Origin of the sequence: Streptomyces sp. CA-278952 (assembly GCF_028747205.1) — a bacterium.
Classification (GTDB): Bacteria; Actinomycetota; Actinomycetes; order Streptomycetales; family Streptomycetaceae; genus Streptomyces.
Window position 1 is genome coordinate 1,057,009 of sequence record NZ_CP112880.1, and the last position, 20,410, is coordinate 1,077,418.

The 20,410-nt window shown below is 70.7% G+C and carries 16 protein-coding genes; 5 read left to right on the forward strand and 11 right to left on the reverse strand.

Features of this window, described 5'->3' with window-relative positions; all coding sequences use genetic code 11:
* Positions 1-58 precede the first annotated feature (58 nt).
* The 8 genes from N7925_RS04595 to N7925_RS04630 all read right to left on the reverse strand — a co-directional run bounded on the left by N7925_RS04595 (position 59) and on the right by N7925_RS04630 (position 12,741).
* The gene (locus N7925_RS04595; RefSeq protein WP_274343121.1) at positions 59-3,778 is read right to left on the reverse strand and encodes a ThuA domain-containing protein; all 3,720 of its coding nucleotides are present in this window, start codon (positions 3,776-3,778) and stop codon (positions 59-61) included.
* A gap of 289 nt (positions 3,779-4,067) precedes the next feature.
* Positions 4,068-5,072, reverse strand: coding sequence for a sugar phosphate isomerase/epimerase family protein (locus tag N7925_RS04600; RefSeq protein ID WP_274343122.1), 1,005 nt, complete (start codon positions 5,070-5,072; stop codon positions 4,068-4,070).
* Between the two features lie 3 nt (positions 5,073-5,075).
* Positions 5,076-6,320 (reverse strand): Gfo/Idh/MocA family protein, encoded by a 1,245-nt coding sequence (locus tag N7925_RS04605; protein ID WP_265598212.1) that lies wholly within the window; start codon positions 6,318-6,320, stop codon positions 5,076-5,078.
* A 71-nt stretch (positions 6,321-6,391) separates the two neighbouring features.
* Positions 6,392-7,426 (reverse strand): substrate-binding domain-containing protein, encoded by a 1,035-nt coding sequence (locus tag N7925_RS04610; protein WP_265598213.1) that lies wholly within the window; start codon positions 7,424-7,426, stop codon positions 6,392-6,394.
* 149 nt (positions 7,427-7,575) lie between these two features.
* Entirely contained in the window at positions 7,576-8,637 is a 1,062-nt protein-coding gene (locus N7925_RS04615; RefSeq protein WP_265598214.1) for an ABC transporter permease, read from the reverse strand.
* A complete protein-coding gene (locus tag N7925_RS04620; protein WP_265598215.1) occupies positions 8,634-10,157 on the reverse strand; it encodes a sugar ABC transporter ATP-binding protein in 1,524 nt (507 codons plus the stop codon). The genes N7925_RS04615 and N7925_RS04620 overlap by 4 nt, the downstream gene beginning before the upstream one ends.
* A 238-nt stretch (positions 10,158-10,395) precedes the next feature.
* Entirely contained in the window at positions 10,396-11,577 is a 1,182-nt protein-coding gene (locus N7925_RS04625; protein ID WP_265598216.1) for an ROK family transcriptional regulator, read from the reverse strand.
* A gap of 204 nt (positions 11,578-11,781) precedes the next feature.
* Positions 11,782-12,741, reverse strand: a complete 960-nt coding sequence (locus N7925_RS04630) for a beta-ketoacyl-ACP synthase III (protein ID WP_274343123.1) — start codon at positions 12,739-12,741, stop codon at positions 11,782-11,784.
* 245 nt (positions 12,742-12,986) lie between these two features.
* Between N7925_RS04630 and fdhD the strand changes: the two genes are divergently transcribed.
* Positions 12,987-13,826 carry a formate dehydrogenase accessory sulfurtransferase FdhD gene (gene fdhD, locus N7925_RS04635; protein WP_265598218.1) on the forward strand — a complete coding sequence of 280 codons (840 nt, stop codon included), beginning with the start codon at positions 12,987-12,989 and terminating at the stop codon, positions 13,824-13,826.
* A 53-nt stretch (positions 13,827-13,879) separates the two neighbouring features.
* Here fdhD and N7925_RS04640 read toward each other — a convergent pair whose 3' ends face one another.
* On the reverse strand, positions 13,880-14,095 hold the full coding sequence (locus N7925_RS04640) for a DNA-binding protein (protein ID WP_274343124.1): 216 nt from the start codon (positions 14,093-14,095) through the stop codon (positions 13,880-13,882).
* A gap of 378 nt (positions 14,096-14,473) precedes the next feature.
* On the opposite strand from N7925_RS04640, the gene N7925_RS04645 reads away from it, so the two are divergent.
* The 3 genes from N7925_RS04645 to N7925_RS04655 all read left to right on the forward strand — a co-directional run bounded on the left by N7925_RS04645 (position 14,474) and on the right by N7925_RS04655 (position 17,811).
* Positions 14,474-16,273: an AMP-dependent synthetase/ligase gene (locus N7925_RS04645; protein ID WP_265598221.1), complete on the forward strand. Its 1,800-nt coding sequence runs from the start codon at positions 14,474-14,476 to the stop codon at positions 16,271-16,273.
* Between the two features lie 123 nt (positions 16,274-16,396).
* Positions 16,397-17,233 carry an aldo/keto reductase gene (locus N7925_RS04650; RefSeq protein WP_274343125.1) on the forward strand — a complete coding sequence of 279 codons (837 nt, stop codon included), beginning with the start codon at positions 16,397-16,399 and terminating at the stop codon, positions 17,231-17,233.
* A gap of 110 nt (positions 17,234-17,343) precedes the next feature.
* Entirely contained in the window at positions 17,344-17,811 is a 468-nt protein-coding gene (locus tag N7925_RS04655) for an RICIN domain-containing protein (protein WP_265598223.1), read from the forward strand.
* A gap of 79 nt (positions 17,812-17,890) precedes the next feature.
* Here the strand turns inward: N7925_RS04655 and N7925_RS04660 are convergent, their stop codons facing one another.
* Positions 17,891-18,856: a class I SAM-dependent methyltransferase gene (locus N7925_RS04660; protein WP_274343126.1), complete on the reverse strand. Its 966-nt coding sequence runs from the start codon at positions 18,854-18,856 to the stop codon at positions 17,891-17,893.
* Positions 18,857-19,103: 247 nt separating this feature from the next.
* On the opposite strand from N7925_RS04660, the gene N7925_RS04665 reads away from it, so the two are divergent.
* Positions 19,104-20,066: a LysR family transcriptional regulator gene (locus N7925_RS04665; protein ID WP_274343127.1), complete on the forward strand. Its 963-nt coding sequence runs from the start codon at positions 19,104-19,106 to the stop codon at positions 20,064-20,066.
* A gap of 17 nt (positions 20,067-20,083) precedes the next feature.
* On the opposite strand, the gene N7925_RS04670 is transcribed toward N7925_RS04665, so the two are convergent.
* Positions 20,084-20,389, reverse strand: a complete 306-nt coding sequence (locus N7925_RS04670) for a 4a-hydroxytetrahydrobiopterin dehydratase (protein WP_274343128.1) — start codon at positions 20,387-20,389, stop codon at positions 20,084-20,086.
* Positions 20,390-20,410 lie beyond the last annotated feature (21 nt).

The window sequence follows — 20,410 nt, forward strand, 5'->3', positions numbered from 1 at the left end:
ACGACGGGCGGGGGAAGGTGTGTGCTTCCCCCGCCCGTCGTCGGCAGAGGCGGCCGCCCTACTTCGAGGGCAGCTCCTTCAGTTGGATGTTGCGGAAGGACACCTGGTCGTCGGCTCCGTGGTTCTGGAGGCCGATGTAGCCGTCCTTCAGACTGCGGGCCGGGTCGGTGTTGGTGAAGTCGTTGATCTTCGCTCCGTTGAGGAAGATCTGCAGACGTTCGCCCTGGACCTTGATCTCGTAGCTGTTCCACTGTCCCGGCGGCCGCAGGACGCGGTCGCGGGCCTTGATGTTGGCGGATTTGAAGGTGTAGACGGCGCCGGTGGTGCGGTCGGCGGCGTCGGTGGCGTCGATCTGGATCTCATACCCGTTGTTGACCGCCGACCACGGGTCGTCGGACTCCGGGAAGCCCACGAAGATGCCGGAGTTGTCGTCGCCGGTCATCTTCCAGTCAAGCTTCAGCGAGTACGACTTCAGCTCCTTGGCCTGGTAGGTGAGCAGGCCCATGCCGCCCTCGGAGTGCAGGGCGCCGTCGCTGACGGAGAACTTCCCCGGGCCCGCCTGCTTCCAGCCTTCCAGCGTCTTGCCGTTGAAGATGGGCCGGTAGTCCTTGTCCGGCTTGCAGTCGGCCTTGACCTGGCCGGTGGCGTATCGCAGGCCGCCCAGCACGTGGCTGCGGAACGCCGGCTCGGCGTAGGACTCCTTGGTGTGGCCGAGACCGGTGTAGAAGGAGCGGCCGCCCTCGTAGGTCTGGCACCAGGAGATCGGGTGATCGCCCTTCATGTTCCCGCCGGTGTAGGTGGTCTCGTCGAGTGTGGCGAGGACCTTGGCCTTGTCCCGGGGGTTGGTGCCGTAGTTGTACCACTCGTCGGTGCGCTCCCACTCCTCGTCCAGGTGGGCGGTGGCGGGGTGGTCGTGGTCCTCGACGCGGACGGTGGCGGGCTGGATCTGCGGGTGGGAGTCGAAGTGGGCGCCGACGAGGCCCCCGTAGAACTCCCAGTCGTACTCGGTGTCGGCCGCCGCGTGGATGCCGACGTAGCCGCCGCCGGTGGCGACGTAGTTCTCGAACGCCTTCTGCTGCTCGGCGTTGAGGACGTCACCGGTGGTGGAGAGGAACGCGACGGCGTCGTAGCGGGCCAGGTTGCTGGTGGTGAACTGGGCGGCGGACTCGGTGGAGTCGACCGTGATGTTGGTGTCCTTGCCGATCTCCTTCAGGGTCTCGATGCCCGTGGGGATCGAGTCGTGGCGGAAGCCGGCGGTCTTGGAGAAGACCAGGACGCGCTTGGCGGTCTTGTCGACGGGGGTGTTGGACAGTTCGAAGTCGTCGACGTCGTAGAGCGCTCCGTCGCCGCCCTTGAAGACCAGGAAGAGTTCGGTCTGCTTCTTGGGGGCACCGCGCAGCGGGATGTCGATGTCCTGGAAGGTGTCCCAGCTGCCGGTCACCGGGACGGGTCCCGAGCCGAGGATCTTGCCGGTGGGCGATCCGGTGCGCACTTCCAGGAAGCCGCCCGAACCGGCCGACGAGACGCGGGCGGTGAGCTTGGTGGTGCCGCCCAGGACGTACGTCTTGAAGGAGATCCAGTCGTCGTTGTGGATGTCGCCGACGGTCTTGCCGCCGTGCGCGCTCGACTTGGCCGGTGTGGTGACGCCCGAGGAGGCGTCGAAGTGCTCGGCCTGGCGGTGCTTGGGCTGGAGCCGGGAAGTGTCCTTGCCGGTCAGCTTGGCCTGGCCGCCACCGCCGTTGTCGGTGTAGGAGGCCGAGATGCCGCCGTAGATGTTGGCGTTGGGGTCGTGGCCGCCTTCCATGGCGGTCTTGATGGTGCCCTCGCAGCCGTGCTCGGTGGTGATGTCGTGGCCGTGGCTGTCGTGGCCCAGGGTGAACTTGACCTCGACCTTGGTGCAGTCGATGGTCCCGTCCTCCGGGTCGCTGACGTTCACCTTGAACGGCACGGCGTCACCGAACTCGAAGAGCTGTCCGTCCTCGGGGAGTTCCAGCTCCACGGTCGGGGCGGTGTTGCCGACGGTGACATGGACGCTGGCCGAGCCGGTGCGGCCGGTCGGGTCCTTGGCGGTGAGCGTGGCGGTGTAGGTGCCGTTCTTCTTGTACGTGTACGTCGGGTTGGCGGCGGTGGACGTTCCGCCGTCACCGAAGTCCCAGGCGTAGGTGAGCGGGTCGTCGTCGCCGTCGGCGGTGCCGGCCGAGGAGAACCTCACCTTCAGGGGTGCGGTGCCCGAGGTCTTGTTGGCCGCGGCCTCGGCGATGGGCGAGCGGCCTCCGGTGGCGTTCTCGATGCGGTAGAGCGCGGAGTTCTCGTCGCCGCCGAACCAGGCGAGGCCGTAGTCGAGGACGTACAGCGCCCCGTCGGGGCCGAAGGCCATGTCCATGATCTGCGTGCCGGACCACGGGACGTCGTTGATGGACTGGACGCCGCCGTCGGCGTCCTGCTCGATGCGCTTGATCCACTGGCGGCCGAACTCACCGGCGAAGAAGTCGCCGTCGTAGGCCTCGGGGAACTTCACCGGGGAGTCCAGGTCCGCGTCGTAGCGGTAGACGGGTCCGCCCATCGGGGATTCGGAGCCGGTGCCGAACTCGGGCACGGAGCCACCGTCGTACGGGATCCACGCGGCCTCGGCGGGCGGCAGGTCGACGAGCCCGGTGTTGTGCGGCGACTCGTTCTTCGGGGCGGCGCAGTCGAAGGCGGCGCCCGATGCCTTGGTGCCGAAGTCGTAGTCGATGTACGGCTCGTTGTCGCCGACGCAGAAGGGCCAGCCGAAGTTGGCGGCCTTCGTCACCCGGGCGAACTCGACCTTCCCGGCGGGTCCGCGCTGGGGGTCGGCCGCGCCCGCGTCGGGGCCGTAGTCGCCGACGTACACGGTGCCGGTGGCCTGGTCGACGGAGAAGCGGAAGGGGTTGCGGAAGCCCATCGCGTAGATCTCGGGGCGCGTCTTGTCCGTACCGGGCTCGAAGAGGTTGCCCTCCGGGACGGTGTACGAGCCGTCCTCGGCGACCTTGATGCGCAGGATCTTGCCGCGCAGGTCGTTGGTGTTGCCCGAGGTGCGGCGGGCGTCGAACGCCGGGTTGCGGTCGGGGCGTTCGTCGATCGGGGTGAAGCCGTCGGAGGCGAAGGGGTTGGTGTCGTCGCCGGTGGAGAGGTAGAGGTTGCCCTCGGCGTCGAAGTCGATGTCGCCGCCGACGTGGCAGCAGGTGCCGCGCGAGGTGGCGACGTCCAGGACCTTCTTCTCGCTGGCGGTGTCGAGGGTGCCGTCCTCGTTGAGGACGAAGCGGGAGAGCCGGTTGACGCCCTCGAACTTCGCGAAGTCGGCTGCGGTGCCGGTCTCCGGGGCGTCGCCCGCGGGGGTGTCCATCGGCGGTGCGTAGAAGAGGTAGATCGCGCGGTTCTCGGCGAAGTCGGGGTCCACGCCGACGCCTTGGAGGCCTTCCTCGTCGTGCGTGTACACGGGGAGGGTGCCGGAGATCTTGGTGTTGCCGGCGCTGTCGGTGATCCGCAGCTCGCCGCTGCGCGAGGTGTGCAGCACGCTGCGGTCCGGGAGGACGGCGAGCGACATGGGCTCGCCGGTCTCCTCGGCCCCCTTGGCCAGGGTGACTTGCTGGAAGTCCTCCGCCACGGCCTCGTCGTGCCCGGGGTGTCCCGGGTGGGCGGTGGCGCCGGGGGCGGAGCCGAGGGTCAGGGTGGCGGCGGCGAGCAGGCCGCCGGTGAACAGCGCGAGCGATTTACGGACGCGGGTCCGGGCCAGGAGCCGCTTTCTGGTTCTGTGCACGTAGGTCCTCCGGAGAGTGCCGGTTGTACGGGCGGGTGTAGCCGTGCCGTGCCGCGCGGGGACTGCCGCGCATGCGTCACCGGGGACGGGAGCGACCCCGGTGACGCGAGTCATGTCGTGTACACGAAATGGACGGTAGACCTGTTCGTCCTCGACGGAAAGCCCTTGTGCAAGAGGTAAGTCGAACTTCTGCTTCCGCCAGGACAAAGGAGTTTTCGGGCAGCGCGAGGCAGCCCCGGGGGCTGGGAGCCGTGATCGGGGCCAGCCCTCCGAGGCTTGGCCGCCCGGGCTACTCGCCGCCGCCGAAGGCCGCGTCGAAGGAGGCCGACGGCGGGTCGAAGTCGAACCGCTTGAGGCTGGCAAGCGCTTCCGGGGCTCCGGTCAGCCGGTCCATGCCGGCGTCCTCCCACTCGACGGAGACCGGGCCCTCGTAGCCGATGGACCGGAGCATCCGGAAGACGTCCTCCCAGGGCACGTCACCGTGGCCGGCGGAGACGAAGTCCCAGCCGCGCCGGGGATCGCCCCACGGCAGGTGCGAGCCGAGGCGGCCGTTGCGGCCGTCGAGGCGCTTGCGGGCCTCCTTGCAGTCCACGTGGTAGATCCGGTCGCGGAAGTCGTAGAGGAAGCCGACCGGGTCGAGGTCCTGCCAGACGAAGTGGCTCGGGTCGAAGTTCAGCCCGAACGCGGGCCGGTGGTCCACCGCTTCCAGGGCGCGCTTGGTGGTCCAGTAGTCGTACGCGATCTCGCTCGGGTGCACCTCGTGGGCGAAGCGCACCCCCTCGGCGTCGAAGACGTCCAGGATCGGGTTCCAGCGCTCGGCGAAGTCCTCGTACCCCCGCTCGATCATGCGCGGCGGGACGGGCGGGAACATCGCGACGAGGTGCCAGATCGAGGAGCCGGTGAAGCCGATGACCGTGTCCACCCCGAAGGCGGCGGCCGCCCGGGCGGTGTTCGCGATCTCGGCCGCGGCGCGCTGCCGTACGCCTTCGGGTTCGCCGTCGCCCCAGATGCGGGCGGGCAGGATGCCCTGGTGGCGTTCGTCGATCGGGTTGTCGCAGACGGCCTGGCCGACCAGGTGGTTGGAGATCGCGAAGCACTTCAGCCCGTACTTGTCGAGCAGTTGGTGCCTGGTGTCCAGGTATCCGGGGTCGGACAGCGCCTTGTCGACCTCGAAGTGGTCTCCCCAACAGGCGAGTTCGAGCCCGTCGTAGCCGAAGTCCCGGGCGTGCTTGCAGACCTCCTCCAGCGGGAGGTCGGCCCACTGGCCGGTGAACAGGGTGAAGGGGCGGGGCATGGGCTACCTCCTGAGGTCCGAGGACGGGATTGGGGTGTGTACGGAGTTCTTGGCGGCGCTCTCCTCCACGGCGGCGAGCACCCGCTGCACCTGGAGCCCGTCCGCGAACGACGGTACGGGAGGGACGCCCTCGGCGATCGTTTTCACCACGTCGCGGGCCTGGTGGACGAAGGTGTGCTCGTAGCCGAGTCCGTGGCCCGGGGGCCACCAGGCTTCCAGGTAGGGGTGCTCGGGTTCGGTGACGAGGATGCGGCGGAAGCCCGCGGTGGCGGCGGGTTCGGTGTGGTCGTGGAAGGACAGCTCGTTGAGCCGTTCCAGGTCGAAGGCAAGGGAGCCCAGCTCCCCGTTGATCTCCAGACGCAGGGCGTTCTTGCGTCCCGCCGCCATGCGGGTCGCCTCGAAGGAGGCCAGTGCGCCGGAGGCGAGGCGGCCGGTGAAGATCGCCGCGTCGTCGACGGTCACCTCGCCCCGCTCCACCGTGTCGGCGCTGCCGGAGAGCCCGGCGGACGCCCCGGCGAGCAGGGGCCTCTCCCGTACGAAGGTCTCGGCCACGGCGGACACCCCGGTGAGCAGTTCGCCCGAAAGATACTGGGCGAGGTCGACGATGTGGGCGCCGAGGTCCCCGAGCGCGCCGGACCCGGCGTGCTCGCGCTTGAGCCGCCAGGTGAGCGGTGAGGCCGGATCCACCAGCCAGTCCTGGAGGTAGGTGGCGCGCACATGGCGCAGGGGGCCGAGCCGGCCCTCGGCGATGAGCTGCCGGGCGAAGGAGATCGCCGGCACCTTGCGGTAGTTGAAGCCCACCATCGCCACCTGCCCGCGGGCGGAGGCCGCCTCGGCGGCAAGGACCATCGCCTCCGCCTCGGCGACGGTGTTGGCGAGCGGCTTCTCGCACAGGACGTGCTTGCCCGCCTCCAGGGCGGCGATGGCGATCTCCGCATGGCTGTCGCCGGGGGTGCAGATGTCGATCAGCTGGACATCGTCCCGGGCGATCAGTGCCCGCCAGTCGGTCTCCGCGGCCGCCCAGCCGTGCCGGGCCGCGGCGGCGTCGACCGCCGCACGGTCGCGTCCGCAGATCGCGGCGAGAGCGGGTCGCAGAGGCAGGTCGAAGACGTGTCCGGCGGTGCGCCAGCCCTGGGAGTGGGCGGCGCCCATGAACGCGTATCCGACCATGCCGACCCCGAGCGTTCCCGGCGCCTCATGCGGCGAAGGTGCTGGGGCTCGCGTTTCCGTCTCTTGACTACGGGCCATGCGGACTTCCTCCTCATCGGTGTGCGGTAACGGGCCGGGGGATGCTCTCCGAGCACCCCCCGGAGTCCGGGTCAGTTGAAGCCCGTCGGCAGGTACTGGTCGATGTTGTCCTTCGTCACGACCGCGGAGTACAGGGTCAGGGAGGTCGGGATCTCCATCTCGGAGAGACCGCTGACGCCCTTGCTCTGGCCCAGTGCCCGTGCCAGGTCGATCGCGGACGCGGCCATGGTCGGCGGGTAGAGGACGGTGGCCTTGATCACCGAGTCGTCGGCCTTGATGGCGTCCATCGCGGACTTGGCGCCTGCGCCGCCGACCATGATGAACTCGTCGCGGCCCGCCTGCTTGATGGCGCGGAGCGCGCCGACGCCCTGGTCGTCGTCGTGGTTCCAGAGGGCGTCGAACTGCTTCTGCGCCTGGAGGAGTTGCGCCATCTTGGCCTGACCGGACTCGACGGTGAAGTCGGCGGCCTGACGGGCCACCAGCTTGATGTTGGAGTAGTTTTTCAGCGCGTCGGCGAAGCCCTGGCTGCGCTGCTTGGTCAGCTCCAGGTTGTCGATCCCGGCGAGCTCGACGACCTTGGCGTTCGGCTTGTCCTTGAGCTGCTCGCCGATGTAGTGGCCGGCGTTGAGGCCCATGCCGTAGTTGTCGCCGCCGACCCAGCAGCGGTAGGCCTGCGGGGAGGCGAAGATGCGGTCCAGGTTGACGACGGGGATGCCCGCCCGCATGGCCTCCAGGCCGACCTGGGTGAGGGCCTTGCCGTCGGCGGGGAGGACGACGAGGACGTCGACCTTCTTGTTGATGAGGGTCTTGACCTGGCCGATCTGGGCGGCGGTGTCGTTGGAGCCCTCGGTGGTCTCCAGGGTGACGTCGGAGTACGTCTCCGCGCGGGACTTGGCGTTCACGTTGATCGCGTTGAGCCAGCCGTGGTCGGCCTGCGGTCCGGCGAAGCCGATGGTGACGGCCTTGCCCGGCTTGTCGTCGGCGGGGGCGCTGTTGCCGGCGGGCTCGGTCTTCTTGGGCTCGTTGCTGGTACAGGCGGTGAGGAGCGCGGTCGCGGAGACGGCGGCGGTTCCGAACAGCAGCCCTCTGCGGCTGGTTTCTGGCATGACGGTCTGGCCCTTCATCCGGTGGGTGCTACGAGGTGCGGGTGCGGGGGGTCGTATCGGTGCCGGGGGTCGTTCGGGGGGTTCGTATCGGTGCCGGCTCGTTCTGAGGGGGCGTATCGGCGCCGGCTCGTTCGGGGTGGCCGGGAGCCTCAGGTCTCCCTGCCGCGCGTGGTGCGGTGCTGGACCAGGACGGCGGCGACGATGATGGCGCCCTTGGCGATCTGCTGGACGTCGCTCTGGAGGTTGTTGAGAGCGAAGATGTTGGTGATCGTGGTGAAGATCAGGACGCCGAGGACGGAGCCGACGATGGTGCCCCGGCCGCCGCTGAGCAGAGTCCCGCCGATGATCGCGGCGGCGATGGCGTCGAGCTCGTACAGGTTGCCGTTGGTGTTCTGGCCGGAGCCGGCGAGCACGATCAGCATGAAGGCGGCGATGCCGCAGCACAGCCCGGACAGCAGGTAGAGGTAGAGGCGTTGGCGGCGGACGTCGATCCCGGCGAGCCGGGCGGCCTCCGCGTTGCCGCCGACGGCGACGGTGCGGCGGCCGAAGGTGGTCCGGTTCAGGATCAGCCAGCCGACGACGGTGACCACGGCGAACATGATGACCAGCGGCGGAATCCCCAGGATGTAGGAGTCGGGCAGGCCGAGGTCCAGGACCGAGTCGACGGTGACGATCTGGGTCTTGCCGTCGGTGATCTGGAGGGCGAGCCCTCGCGCCGAGGCGAGCATGGCCAGCGTCGCGATGAACGGGACCATCCCCCCGTACGCGATGAGGACGCCGTTCACGAGTCCGGCGGCGAGGCCGACGACGATTGCGGTGAACGCGATGCCGGCGAAGCCGTACTCCTGGGTGGCCAGGGTCGTCGCCCACACCGAGGCGAGCGCGAGCATGGCGCCGACGGAGAGGTCGATGCCCCCGCTGATGATGACGAAGGTCATGCCGACGGTGACGACGCCGATGACGGATGCCTGGGTCAGGATCAGCTGGAGGTTCCCGGTGTCCAGGAACGCGTCCGGTTCGGTGATGCCGCCGACCAGAATCAGGGCGGCCAGGACGCCGAGCAGGGACAGGATCCGGACGTCGAGCCGCAGACCGAGGGCCGGCCTGCCACCGCCCGGCTTCCGGGGCGACGCGTCGGCGGGGCCGGTGGGGCCGGTGGGGGCCCCCTTGTCCGGCCCGTTGTGCTGCGCCGACGGGGCGGGCTGTGTCATGGCGTCGGGCTCCCTTCCATCACGAGGTCGAGTACGCGGTGCTCGTCGAGCTCCTGGGCGGGGGCCGTGTGGACCACTTGGCCCTCACGGAGCACCAGCACCCGGTCGGCGAGGCCCAGGACTTCGGGCACTTCGCTGGAGACGAGCAGTACGGCGAGGCCTTCGTCGGCCAGCCGGCGGATCACGGCGTAGAGCTCGGCGCGCGCGCCGACGTCGACGCCACGGGTGGGTTCGTCCAGCAGCAGGACCCGGCAGCCGCGCAGCAGCCAGCGGGCGAGGACGGCTTTCTGCTGGTTGCCGCCGGAGAGGGTGCGGACGGCGGCGTCCGGATTGTCGGGCCGCATCTGCAGTTCGCGGGTGGCGCCCTGCGCGGCCTTCCGCTCCCCGCCCCGGTCGATCCAGCCGATCCGGGCGAAGCGGGAGAGGGAGGAGACCGAGACGTTACGGGTGACCGACTCGGTCATCAGCAGGGCCTGCGCCTTGCGTTCCTCGGGCGCGAGGCCGATGCCGGCGGCGACGGCGGCGCGGACGCTGCCGGGGCGGAGCTGCTTTCCGGCGACGGTGACGGTCCCGGTGGACGCCTTCCGGGCTCCGTAGATGGTCTCCAGGATCTCCGAGCGTCCCGAGCCGACGAGGCCGGCGAGGCCGACGATCTCGCCGGGCCGCAGCTCCAGGTCGACGGGGGCGAACTCGCCCTTGCGGGAGAGGCCTTGAACCCGGAGTACGGGTTCGGCGGTGGCGGCGGCAGGTTCCTCCGGGCGCGGCGGGAAGACATAGGCGACGTCCCGGCCGGTCATCATGGCAACGATGTCGCGGGTGGGTGTGTCGGCGGCGGGCAGCCCGACGGCGACGGTCCTGCCGTCCTTGATGACGGTGACCCGGTCGCCGATGCGGCGGATCTCCTCCAGCCGGTGCGAGATGTAGACGACGGCCACTCCGTCGGCGGTGAGGCCGTCGACGATCCGGAAGAGGTTGTCGACCTCGTCGGGGTCGAGGGCCGCGGAGGGCTCGTCCATCACGATGAGCCGGACGTCGTGGGAGAGCGCCCTGGCCATGGAGACGATCTGCTGCTGGGCGGCGGAGAGGTCCCCGACGTGTCGGGCGGGGTCGATCTCCGGGTGTCCGAGACGCGCCAGGAGCGCTTTCGCGGCGGAACGCCCCTCCCCCGTACGGACGATGAAGCCGGCGCTGGTCGGCTCGTGGCCGAGGAAGACGTTCTCGGCGACCGACAGGCCCTCGACCAGGTCGAGTTCCTGGTAGATGGTCGCGATACCCAGGCGCATGGCCGCGATCGGCGACTTGAGCTGCACGGTTTCGCCGCGCCAGGTGATCTCGCCGTCATTGGGCTGATGGGCTCCGGCGAGCACCTTGATGAGGGTGGACTTGCCCGCACCGTTCTGGCCGAGGAGGCAGTGGACCTCGCCGGCCTGGACCTCCAGGTCGACGCCGTCCAGGGCGCGAACGCCCGGGAAGAGCTTGGTGATGCCGGACATGGTGAGCAGGGGTGGTTCTGGTGCCATGACGAATCCCCTCGGCGAATGGGGTCTCCCCTGCTCGGGCGGTGCCGAGGGGCCGGGGAGGGCCGGTGAGCGGACAGGGCGCAGGGCTGGAGGTGCCGTGGAGCCGGCGGCACCGCGAGCGGCTGCTGAGTAGTACGTGAGGAGCGAGTACCTGAGGAGCGAGTACTTGACTAGTACCTGACTAGTACCTGACTGATGCCGGTACCTGACCGATGCGGTGGTGCGTACGGCCCTGTGGTCAGGCCGGAGAGAAGAGGTGGTCGCTGATGAGCCGGGCCGCGCCGATCACTCCGGCGGTGGGCCCCAACTCACCCAGCACGATGGGGAGGTTGCCGGTGGCCAGGGGCAGGGACTGCTTGTAGACCTGGGTGCGGACACTGGCGAGGAGGTTGTGACCGAGGCCGGTGACCCCGCCGCCGATCACCACCAGACCGGGATTGAAGAAGCTGACCAGGCTCGCGATCACCTGGCCGAGTCGATTGCCGCCCTCGCGGATCAGGTCGAGCGCGGCGGTGTCCCCGGCGGCGGCCGCCGCCGCCACGTCGGCGGCGGTGAGGCGGCCCGCCGCCTCCAGCCGGGCGGCGAGCTCGGGCGAGCGGCCCTCCCGGGCCGCGCCCTCGGCGTCCCGGGCGAGGGCGGCGCCGCTGAAGTGGGCTTCCAGGCAGCCCTTGTTGCCGCAGGCGCAGGCCCGGCCGCCCGGGTCCACCTGGATGTGCCCGATGTCCCCGGCGCTGCCGGTCGTACCGCGGTAGACCTCACCGCCGACGACGATGCCGCAGCCGATGCCCGTGCCGATCTTGACGCAGAGGAAGTCGCCCACGGAGCGGGCCACGCCCGCGTGCTGCTCCCCCATCGCCATGAGGTTCACGTCGTTGTCGACCATGACGGGGCAGCCCAGCTCCTGGCTGAGCGCCTCGCGGACCGGGAAACCGTCCCAGCCCGGCATGATCGGCGGCGCGACCGGCACGCCCTCGGGGAAGCGGACGGGGCCGGGGACTCCGATGCCCGCGCCGTCGAAGCCCTCGGCGAGCCCGGAGGCCCGCAGCTTGGCGGCCAGTGACAGCACCTGCTCGAAGACGGCGACGGGGCCCTCACGCACGTCCATCGGGTGGTTGAGGTGTCCCAGGACCTCCAGCTCCGCGTTGGTGACGGCGACATCGATCGAGGTGGCGCCGATGTCGACCCCGAGGAACCGCAGTTCGGGAGCGAGCCGGATGTTGTGCGAGCGGCGCCCGCCGCGCGATGCGGCGAGTCCGTCGGCCACCACCAGGCCGGTCTCCAGCAGCCGGTCCACCTCGACGGCGAGCTTCGAGCGCGACAGGTCGACCTGATCACCCAGTTGCGCACGGGAGTTGGGGCCCCCGTCGCGCAGCAGTCGGAGCAGCCGCGCCTGATGCGCGTTCGCGGGTCGTGCCGTCATGCGTCTCACGCGTCCCTCCCCGCCACATCGGCCAGTCCGTCGGGCTTTCGAGGGGAACGTAGCAGTGCTTTCCCGGAGTGGGAAGAAGTTGCGCAGGAATCCGCTCCAACTTTCTCCACACTCAGGACAAAGGTCCGCGGCCGGAGCTCACGCAGGCGCTGGGGAAGGAGTCAGGGGCAGCGGATGGCCAGGGACAGCGGATGGTCAGGGACAGCGGATGACCTGGCCCGCGTAGGAGAGGTTTCCGCCGAAGCCGAAGAGCAGGACGCGCGCGCCGGAGGCGACCTCGCCGCGCTCGACCAGCTTGGACAGGGCCATCGGGATGGAGGCGGCCGAGGTGTTGCCGGAGTCCACCACATCCCGGGCGATGACGGCGTTGACCGCGCCGATCTTGCGGGCGACCGGCTCGATGATCCGCAGATTGGCCTGGTGCAGGACGACGGCGCCCAGATCCTCCGGTGCGACGCCGGCCTTCTCGCAGACCCGGCGGGCGATCGGGGGGAGCTGCGTGGTGGCCCAGCGGTAGACGGACTGGCCCTCCTGCGCGAAGCGCGGCGGCGTCCCCTCGATCCGGACCGCGTTGCCCATCTCCGGCACGGAGCCCCACAGCACCGGTCCGATGCCGGGCCCGTCCGGGGTGTCGGGGGCCGTCGGGTCGGCGGTGACGACCGCCGCGCCCGCGCCGTCGCCCAGCAGGACGCAGGTGGAGCGGTCGGTCCAGTCCGCGATGTCGGCCATCTTGTCGGCGCCGATGACCAGCGCCCGGGTCGCCGCACCGGCCCGGATCGCGTGGTCGGCGGTGGCCAGCGCGTGCGTGAAGCCGGAGCACACCACGTTGATGTCCATCACTGCGGGCGAGCCCATGCCCAGCCGTGCCGCGACCCGGGCCGCCATGCTCGGGGACCGGTCGATCGCGGTGGAGGTGGCGACGAGGACCAGATCGATGTCCGAGGGCACCAGCCCGGCCGTGGCCAGCGCCTTGGCCCCCGCGTGCGCGGCCATCTCGTCCACCGGCTCGTCCGGGCCACCCACATGGCGGGTCTTGATACCGACCCGGCTGGTGATCCACTCGTCGCTCGTGTCGACCATGGCCGCCAGATCGTCGTTGGTGAGCACCTTGGCGGGCTGGTAGTGGCCGAGCGCCACGACACGTGAGCCGGTCATACGGGTTCCGATCGTCGGGTAGGGCAGGAAACATCCAGTCTTGGTCGCTACCGCCGGGTACGGAGGCACGTGATCCCACAGGAATCCGGCCCACACGTTGGAGCGTTGACAACAGCCTGGTCAGCGTGCTTTGGCCGTGACTGCGACACGCCGGTGCGGGTGCCGGACAATGACGGGGTCGGGTTCCGGCTTCCGCTCGTACGGACAGAAGCCATCGCACACGGACAGAATCGGGGTTCACACCCATGGGACGGGCCACCGAACGCCGCCGCACCCTCCGCATCCGGGACGGTGCCGTCTCCTCCCGCGCGGACACCCTCGTGGCGGAGGAACCTCTGGAGATCCGCCTCAACGGACGTCCGCTGGCCATCACCATGCGTACGCCGGGCGACGATTTCGCGCTGGCGGCGGGCTTCCTCGTCAGCGAGGGGGTGATCGCCGAGGGGGACGAGGTGCAGTCGATCGTCTACTGCGCCGGGGCGACGGCGGACGGGGGGAACAGCTACAACGTGGTGGACGTGAAGCTCGCGCCCGGGGTCCGGGTCCCCGACATCACGCTGGAGCGGAACGTCTACACCACCTCCTCGTGCGGCCTGTGCGGCAAGGCCAGCCTCGACGCGGTACGCACCACGACCCGGCACCCCGTGGCCGACGCTCCCCCGGTGCGGGTCACCCCGGAGCTGCTGTCCGCCCTCCCGGACCGGTTGCGGGACGCGCAGCGGGTGTTCGACCGGACGGGTGGCCTGCATGGCGCCGCGCTGTTCTCGGAGGAGGGCGAGCTACTGGACGCCCGCGAGGACGTCGGCCGGCACAACGCGGTCGACAAGCTGGTGGGCCGGGCGCTGACGGACCACCGGCTGCCCCTGTCCCGGGCCGTTCTGCTGGTGTCGGGGCGGGCCTCGTTCGAGCTGGCGCAGAAGGCGGTGATGGCGGGCATCCCGGTGCTCGCGGCGGTTTCGGCGCCGTCGTCACTGGCCGTGGACCTGGCGGCGGAGAGCGGACTGACGCTGGTCGGCTTCCTGCGCGGCCCGTCGATGAACGTGTACGCCGGTGAGCACCGGATCGCGTTGGGGGCGGCGAGCTGAGGCGGTGCGAAGGGGGAAGGAGCCCGGTGCGGGGAGGCCCGGGGCATGGGGCCTCACTCCCCCGCGAAGGCCAGGCCCTCGGCGGCCAGCGCCTCGCGGAGGGCTCTGACCGCCTTCGGGCCGACCCCGTGCAGCGCAAGCACCTCCGCCACGGTCACGGTCGTGAGCTGGGCGAGGCGGGTATAGCCCGCCGCCCGCAGGGCGCCCCGGGCCGGATTGCCCGCCCCATGCGGAAAGTCGTCGGCGGGCGTACCGGGCTCGTCACTCATGGCGCTTCCTCGCTGACGGTGCTACGGGCTACGGGCTACGGGCTACGGGCTACGGGCTACGGGCTACGGGCTACGGGCTACGGGCTACGGGCTACACGGTGATCGCGGCGATCAGGGTGATCCCGGTGGACACAGTGGTCGCAGCGGTCGGATTCGGTGGAGATTCCGGCGCGAGCCGCTTACCCCTCCGTCAGAAGTGGACCGGACGGACGCCCGAGCCTTGCCCATCTGGCCGGATTTCGACGGTTGACCTGGGCGGACGGCACGGTGTCCGAGGGGCCCGGGCCCCTCCCGCCGGGCCCCCGCTTGGGGTAGCGTCGCGGCGCTGTGCGGAGCGCCACGAGGAGCATGTCATTGCGCGATTTCACTGTTCCACCCATGCCGGCGGCACCTCAGGTCGGCGGTCTGGCCGATGTGGTCTTCGACTACGCGGAGGACGATCCGCACCGCGTCGCGCTCGGCCGCAAGGACGCCGGGGGCCAGTGGCGTGATGTCACCTCTGCGGACTTCCGCGATCAGGTGCTGGCCCTGGCCAGAGGGCTGATCGCGCACGGGGTGCGGTTCGGTGACCGGGTCGCGCTGATGTCCCGTACGCGCTACGAGTGGACGCTCTTCGATTTCGCGCTCTGGACCGTCGGGGCCCAGTCGGTGCCGGTCTACCCGACCTCCTCCGCCGAGCAGGTCCTGTGGATGCTGCACGACGCCGAGGTGGTGGCGGTGATGGTCGAGCACGAGGACCACGCGATGACCGTCGGCTCGGTGATCGACCGGCTGCCGCATCTGAAGCGGCTGTGGCAGCTGGACGCCGGAGCGGTGGACGAGCTGTTCGGGGCGGGCGCGGACATCGACGACGAGGTGGTGCAGCGGCACCGGCGCGCGGTGACGCCCGACTCCGTGGCGACCGTCATCTACACCTCGGGGACGACGGGCCGCCCCAAGGGGTGCGTGATCACCCACGCGAGCTTCATGTTCGAGAGCGACACGATGGTTACGCGCTGGGAGCCGGTGTTCCACTCCCAGCCCGGCGACGAGGCGGCCACCCTCCTCTTCCTGCCGCTGGCCCATGTCTTCGGGCGGATGGTCGAGATCGCCGCGGTCCGCGGCCGGGTCAAGCTCGGCCACCAGCCGGAGCTGTCCGCGAACGCGCTGATGCCGGACCTGGTGACGTTCCGGCCGACGTTCATCCTGGCGGTGCCGTACATCTTCGAGAAGGTGTACAACGGGGCCCGGCGCAAGGCCGAGGCGGAGGGCCGGGCCGGGCCGTTCGACAAGGCCGTCGACATCGCGGTGAAGTACGCCGAGGCCATGGAGCGGAAGGCGTTCGGGGACGGTCCCGGCCCCTCGGCCGGGCTGCGGATGCAGCACCAGTTCTTCGACAAGGTCGTCTACAAGAAGGTCCGCGACGCGATGGGCGGCCGGGTGCGGCACGCGATGTCGGGCGGCTCGGGCATGGACCGCCGGCTCGGGCTGTTCTTCGCGGGCGCCGGGGTGAGCGTCTTCGAGGGGTACGGGCTGACCGAGTCGACCGCCGCGGCGACGGCGAACCCTCCCGAGCGCACCCGGTACGGCACGGTCGGTCAGCCCATCCCCGGAACATCGGTGCACATCGCGGACGACGGCGAGGTGTGGTTGCACGGGCCGAACGTGTTCTCCGGCTATCTGGGCAACCCCGGGGCCACCCGGACAGTGCTGCGGGACGGCTGGCTCGCCACCGGGGATCTCGGTGCGCTGGACGAGGACGGCTATCTGACGATCACCGGGCGGAAGAAGGAGATCCTGGTGACGTCCGGCGGCAAGAGCGTCTCCCCGGCCGGTCTGGAGGAACGCGTACGGGCGCATCCGCTGGTGGCGCAGTGCATCGTCGTCGGCAACGACCGCCCGTACATCGCGGCGCTCGTCACCGTCGACCAGGAGTCCGTGGACCACTGGCTGTCGATGCGGGGTCGCACCCCGCTCGGCCCGGCCGACCTGGTGCGGGACCCGGATCTGGAGATGGAGGTCCGCCGGGCGGTGGTGGCCGCCAATACGGCGGTGTCCCAGGCCGAGTCGATCCGTACGTTCCGGATCCTGGCCCATCCGTTCACCGAGGAGACGGGGCTGCTGACGCCCTCGCTGAAGCTGAAGCGCAAGGCGATCGAGACGGCGTACGCGGTCGAGGTCGACGCGCTGTACCACTGACCCGGCGGCGGCGCGGCGGCGGGGCGGCGCGTTCGAGGCTGCCGGAAGGGGGCGGGAATGCTGGGACCTGCCCGGTCGTTGTCGTGGGGAGTTATCAACCGACGACGTTAGGATCGATCGCTCGTGAGCCAGGTCCCCTCCATCACCCTCAACAACGGCCTCGACATGCCGCAGCTCGGTTTCGGTGTCTGGCAGGTGCCGGACGGCGAGGCGGAGAAGGCGGTCGCCACGGCCATCGAGACCGGGTACCGGAGCATCGACACCGCCGCGATCTACGAGAACGAGACCGGCACCGGCAAGGCCATCGCCGCCTCCGGCGTCGCCCGTGACGAGCTCTTCGTCACCACGAAGCTGTGGAACAGCGAGCAGGGCCACGACCGCGCCCTGCGCGCCTTCGACGCCTCGCTGGACAAGCTCGGCCTGGACTACGTCGACCTGTACCTGATCCACTGGCCGGTCCCGGCGAAGGACGCGTACACCGAGACGTACAACGTGCTGGAGAAGATCCTTGCCGACGGCCGCGCGAAGGCCATCGGCGTGTCGAACTTGCATCCCGAGCACCTGGAGCGGCTGCTCGCCGAGACCTCCGTGGTGCCGGCCGTCAACCAGGTCGAGCTGCACCCGCAGCTCCAGCAGGGCGAGCTCCGCGCCTTCCACGCCGAGCACGGCATCGCCACCGAGGCGTGGTCGCCGCTGGGCCAGGGCAAGGGCCTGCTGGAGGTGCCGACGGTCGTCGCCATCGCCCAGAAGCACGGCCGTACGCCCGCCCAGGCGGTGCTGCGCTGGCATCTGCAGACCGGCAACATCGCGATCCCGAAGTCCGTGACCCCCTCGCGGATCAAGGAGAACCTCGACGTGTTCGGCTTCGAGCTGGACGCCGACGACCTCGCCGCCTTCGCCGCCCTGGACGAGGGCAAGCGGCTCGGCTCGGACCCGGCGGAGTTCAACGTCGGCGCCTGAGCGTCCGGCCGACGGCGCCCCCACCGGGATCACGGTGGGGGCGCCGTCGTCAGCCGGTGCGCCGGCGGCAGCACGGCAGTACACAGGTCGAACCGGGGAGACAGGGAAACATGAGCGGCGAACTCGCGCCCGTCGTCGAGGCGGGTCCGTACCGCCTGCGCAACGTCGGCAGCAAGCTGGTGCTGGAGGTGTACGGCGCGGCCAAGGGCAGTGGGGCCCGGGTCCAGCAGGGCGAGGACGACGGGACGGCCGCGCAGGTGTGGCGGCTGGCCCCGGTGCACGAGGGCGCGGCCCTCTTCCACCTGGTCAACGAGCACAGTGGGAAGCGGCTGGACGTGGCCAATGCCGATACGTCGAACGGCACCCGCATCCAGCAGTGGAAGGCCAACAACTTCGGTGCCCAGGAGTGGCTGATCGAGCAGCACGCGGAGGCGCCCGGGACGGTGACGCTGGTGAGTTTCATCAGCGGGCTCGTCATGGAGGTCGCGGACCGTTCCACCGTGGACGGCGGCGCGATTCATCAGTGGGAGGACACCGACTCCCCCTTCCAGTGGTGGCGGTTGGAGCCGGTGTCGTAGGGCAGCGGGGGTAGCCCGGGTGGTGGCGGTTGGAGCCGGTGTCCAGGGCAGCGGGGTAGCCCGGGACGGCGTCGCCGGTTCAGTCGCGGCGGCCCAGGTGGACCGTGCGGGCGGTGAGCAGGTGGACATCGGGGCGGTGGTGAAGGCCTTCGGGGTCCTCGGGGTCCAGGAGCCGGTCCAGCACCGCGCTGTCCTCGGCCGACAGCAGCTCGCCCAGCACCTCCCGCTCGCGGGTGATGCTCGCGACGACATGGTCGCGGGCGGGTCCCGAGAGCGGGGCGGGCAGGTCGAGGAGGAAGCTCCGGGCGCCCTGCGGGACGAGGCCGACCGCGGTGAAGAGCGCACTCCAGTCCTCGGTCTCCCGCTTCGCGCCCGGGAGTTCGGACCGCATGTGCTGGAAGCGGGTGGCGGCGGCCGCGCCCATACGAGCCTCCAGGCCGGGCTGTCCGATGCCGATGTCGCGGGGCAGCCGTCGGGTGGGCAGCCCACCCTCGACGAGCGCGACCGTGCCACCGGGCCGCAGGAGCCCGGCGAAACCGGCCAGAGCAGCGCGCTGGTCGCCCAGGTGGTGCAGGGAGTTGCCCGCCCAGATCAGATCGGCCTCGCCCAGCCGGTCGAAGTCCGCGGGGAGTTCGGCCTCCAGGGTCAGGAAGCGGTCGATCACGCCGAGGCGTCGCGCGCGGTTCTTCGCGCGTTCCAGGAGGGCGGGTGTGGCGTCCACCGCCACCACTTCGGCCTCCGGGAAGACCTCGGCCAGCAGGCAGGAGACGACGCCGGGGCCGCTGCCGATGTCCAGGACCCGGCGGACGTTCGGCGCGGTGGGCAGGGCGGCAATCCAGCGGGCCGCCTCCTCGTACTGCGCGCCGTTGAGTTCGGCCTCCTGCTCCAGCAGGGGTCCGAGGACGTCCCAGTCGATGTCCGTCGCCGGATCGCCGCCCGATCCGTGCACATGGGCAGGGGAATGGGCGTGGGCAGGGGCGTGGGCGTCTACGGGCGTGGCGGGTGCGTGCGCGTCGTGGTGGCCGTGACCGGCGTGGCTGCTCATGGGATCAGCCTCTCCGAAGGACGGTCGCCCGGCAATCTTCTTTGCCGGTCCGGCAAATCGAGCCGGCCGCGCTGACCGGGGACCAGCGCTCGGGTTCGTACACCGCCCGGGACGGCGCCTGGTACGGCTGAACCGGAACGCCGCGTCCCGCCGCCCGGGCCGACGGAGTACACCCCGTATACACCGACCGAACGGTAGGCGGAGCGCACATATTGCCGGGGTGCGCCTGGGCCCATAACTTGCCCTTATGGAGCTTGAGTTGCGCCATCTGCGAACGGTCCGTGCCATTGCCGACACGGGCAGCCTCACCAAGGCCGCCGCCACGCTGGGGCTTGCCCAGCCTGCCCTCAGCGCTCAGCTGCGGCGGATCGAGAAGGCCCTGGGCGGCTCCCTGTTCGACCGCGACCACACCGGGGCGCGGGCCACCCCGCTCGGCGAACTGGTGTTGGGACGGGCCCGGGTGGTGCTGCCCGCGGTCAGTGAACTCCAGGCGGAGGCGGTGCGGTTCGCCAATGCCACGGGGTCGCTGGACCGGTTCCGGCTGGGCGGCACGCACGGTCCGCTGCTCGGCGGCCTGGTGGACCGGATGGCCGCCGCGCACCCGTCGGTGCCGGTGTCGACGTACACCTCGTGGTCGGTCGCCGAGATCGCCTCGCTGGTGATCGACGGCCGGCTGGACTTCGCGCTGATCGGAACGTGCGGCGAGAGCCCGCCGCCGCTGGCGGACCGGCTGGTCTGGGAGGTCGTCGGGGTGGACCCGGTCTTCGTGATGCTGCCGGAGGATCACGCCCTGGCCGGTGAGACGGAGCTGGAGCTGGCGGCCCTCGCGGACGAGTGCTGGGCGGATGTGCCCGGCGACGGCTGCTTCTCCGACTGCTTCACCTCGGCCTGCGCGCGGTCGGGCTTCACCCCGGTGTCGGTGTACGAGACGGACACCTCGTCCGTCGTCCATCTGGTGCAGGTGGGGCGGGCGATAGGGCTGTGCCGGGCGACGTTCCCGCCGGCGCCCGGCCTGGTGACCAGACCGCTGGCCGGCGCGCCGCTCAGCTGGCGTCATCTGGTGGGCTGGCACCCGCACTCCCCCGCCGCGGACGCCGCGGCGGGGACGGTGGCCGGAGCGACCCGCGCGGCCTACGCCGAGGCGGTGTCGCGCAGCCCGAGCTACGCGCAGTGGCTCGGCGCGCACCCGAGGTTCGGCACGGTGGCCTGAGTCCCGGGCCCGCCGGGCTACTCGGCTCCGTGGGCCACGGCGGCGGACGCCACCCGGGCGGCGAGCGCGAGGTCCTTCTCGGTGACCGCGCCTCCCGCGTCGTGCGTGTGGACGGAGAGGGCCACCGTGTTGTATCCGAGCGTCAGGTCCGAGTGATGGTTCAGCTCGTCCTGGATCCGCGCGATGTGGACCGTCAGCGCGGCGGCGGCGACGTGCGAGGGCAGCCGGAAGGTCCGGGTGAGCCGGTCACCTTCCAGCGCCCAGCCGGGCAGGCTCTCCAGCCGGCGGTCGATCTCGGTCGGCGAAAGCGGCTCTGCGCTCATGGAACGGCTCCCGTGGGTTTC

Coding starts and splice junctions, on each gene's coding strand:
- N7925_RS04660 (WP_274343126.1), bottom strand. CDS start 18,856: ATGAGCAGCCACGCCGGTCACGGCCACCACGACGCGCACGCACCCGCC.
- N7925_RS04630 (WP_274343123.1), bottom strand. CDS start 12,741: ATGACCGGCTCACGTGTCGTGGCGCTCGGCCACTACCAGCCCGCCAAG.
- N7925_RS04645 (WP_265598221.1), top strand. CDS start 14,474: ATGCCGGCGGCACCTCAGGTCGGCGGTCTGGCCGATGTGGTCTTCGAC.
- fdhD (WP_265598218.1), top strand. CDS start 12,987: ATGGGACGGGCCACCGAACGCCGCCGCACCCTCCGCATCCGGGACGGT.
- N7925_RS04625 (WP_265598216.1), bottom strand. CDS start 11,577: ATGACGGCACGACCCGCGAACGCGCATCAGGCGCGGCTGCTCCGACTG.
- N7925_RS04665 (WP_274343127.1), top strand. CDS start 19,104: ATGGAGCTTGAGTTGCGCCATCTGCGAACGGTCCGTGCCATTGCCGAC.
- N7925_RS04640 (WP_274343124.1), bottom strand. CDS start 14,095: ATGAGTGACGAGCCCGGTACGCCCGCCGACGACTTTCCGCATGGGGCG.
- N7925_RS04620 (WP_265598215.1), bottom strand. CDS start 10,157: ATGGCACCAGAACCACCCCTGCTCACCATGTCCGGCATCACCAAGCTC.
- N7925_RS04605 (WP_265598212.1), bottom strand. CDS start 6,320: ATGGCCCGTAGTCAAGAGACGGAAACGCGAGCCCCAGCACCTTCGCCG.
- N7925_RS04670 (WP_274343128.1), bottom strand. CDS start 20,389: ATGAGCGCAGAGCCGCTTTCGCCGACCGAGATCGACCGCCGGCTGGAG.
- N7925_RS04615 (WP_265598214.1), bottom strand. CDS start 8,637: ATGACACAGCCCGCCCCGTCGGCGCAGCACAACGGGCCGGACAAGGGG.
- N7925_RS04600 (WP_274343122.1), bottom strand. CDS start 5,072: ATGCCCCGCCCCTTCACCCTGTTCACCGGCCAGTGGGCCGACCTCCCG.
- N7925_RS04655 (WP_265598223.1), top strand. CDS start 17,344: ATGAGCGGCGAACTCGCGCCCGTCGTCGAGGCGGGTCCGTACCGCCTG.
- N7925_RS04610 (WP_265598213.1), bottom strand. CDS start 7,426: ATGCCAGAAACCAGCCGCAGAGGGCTGCTGTTCGGAACCGCCGCCGTC.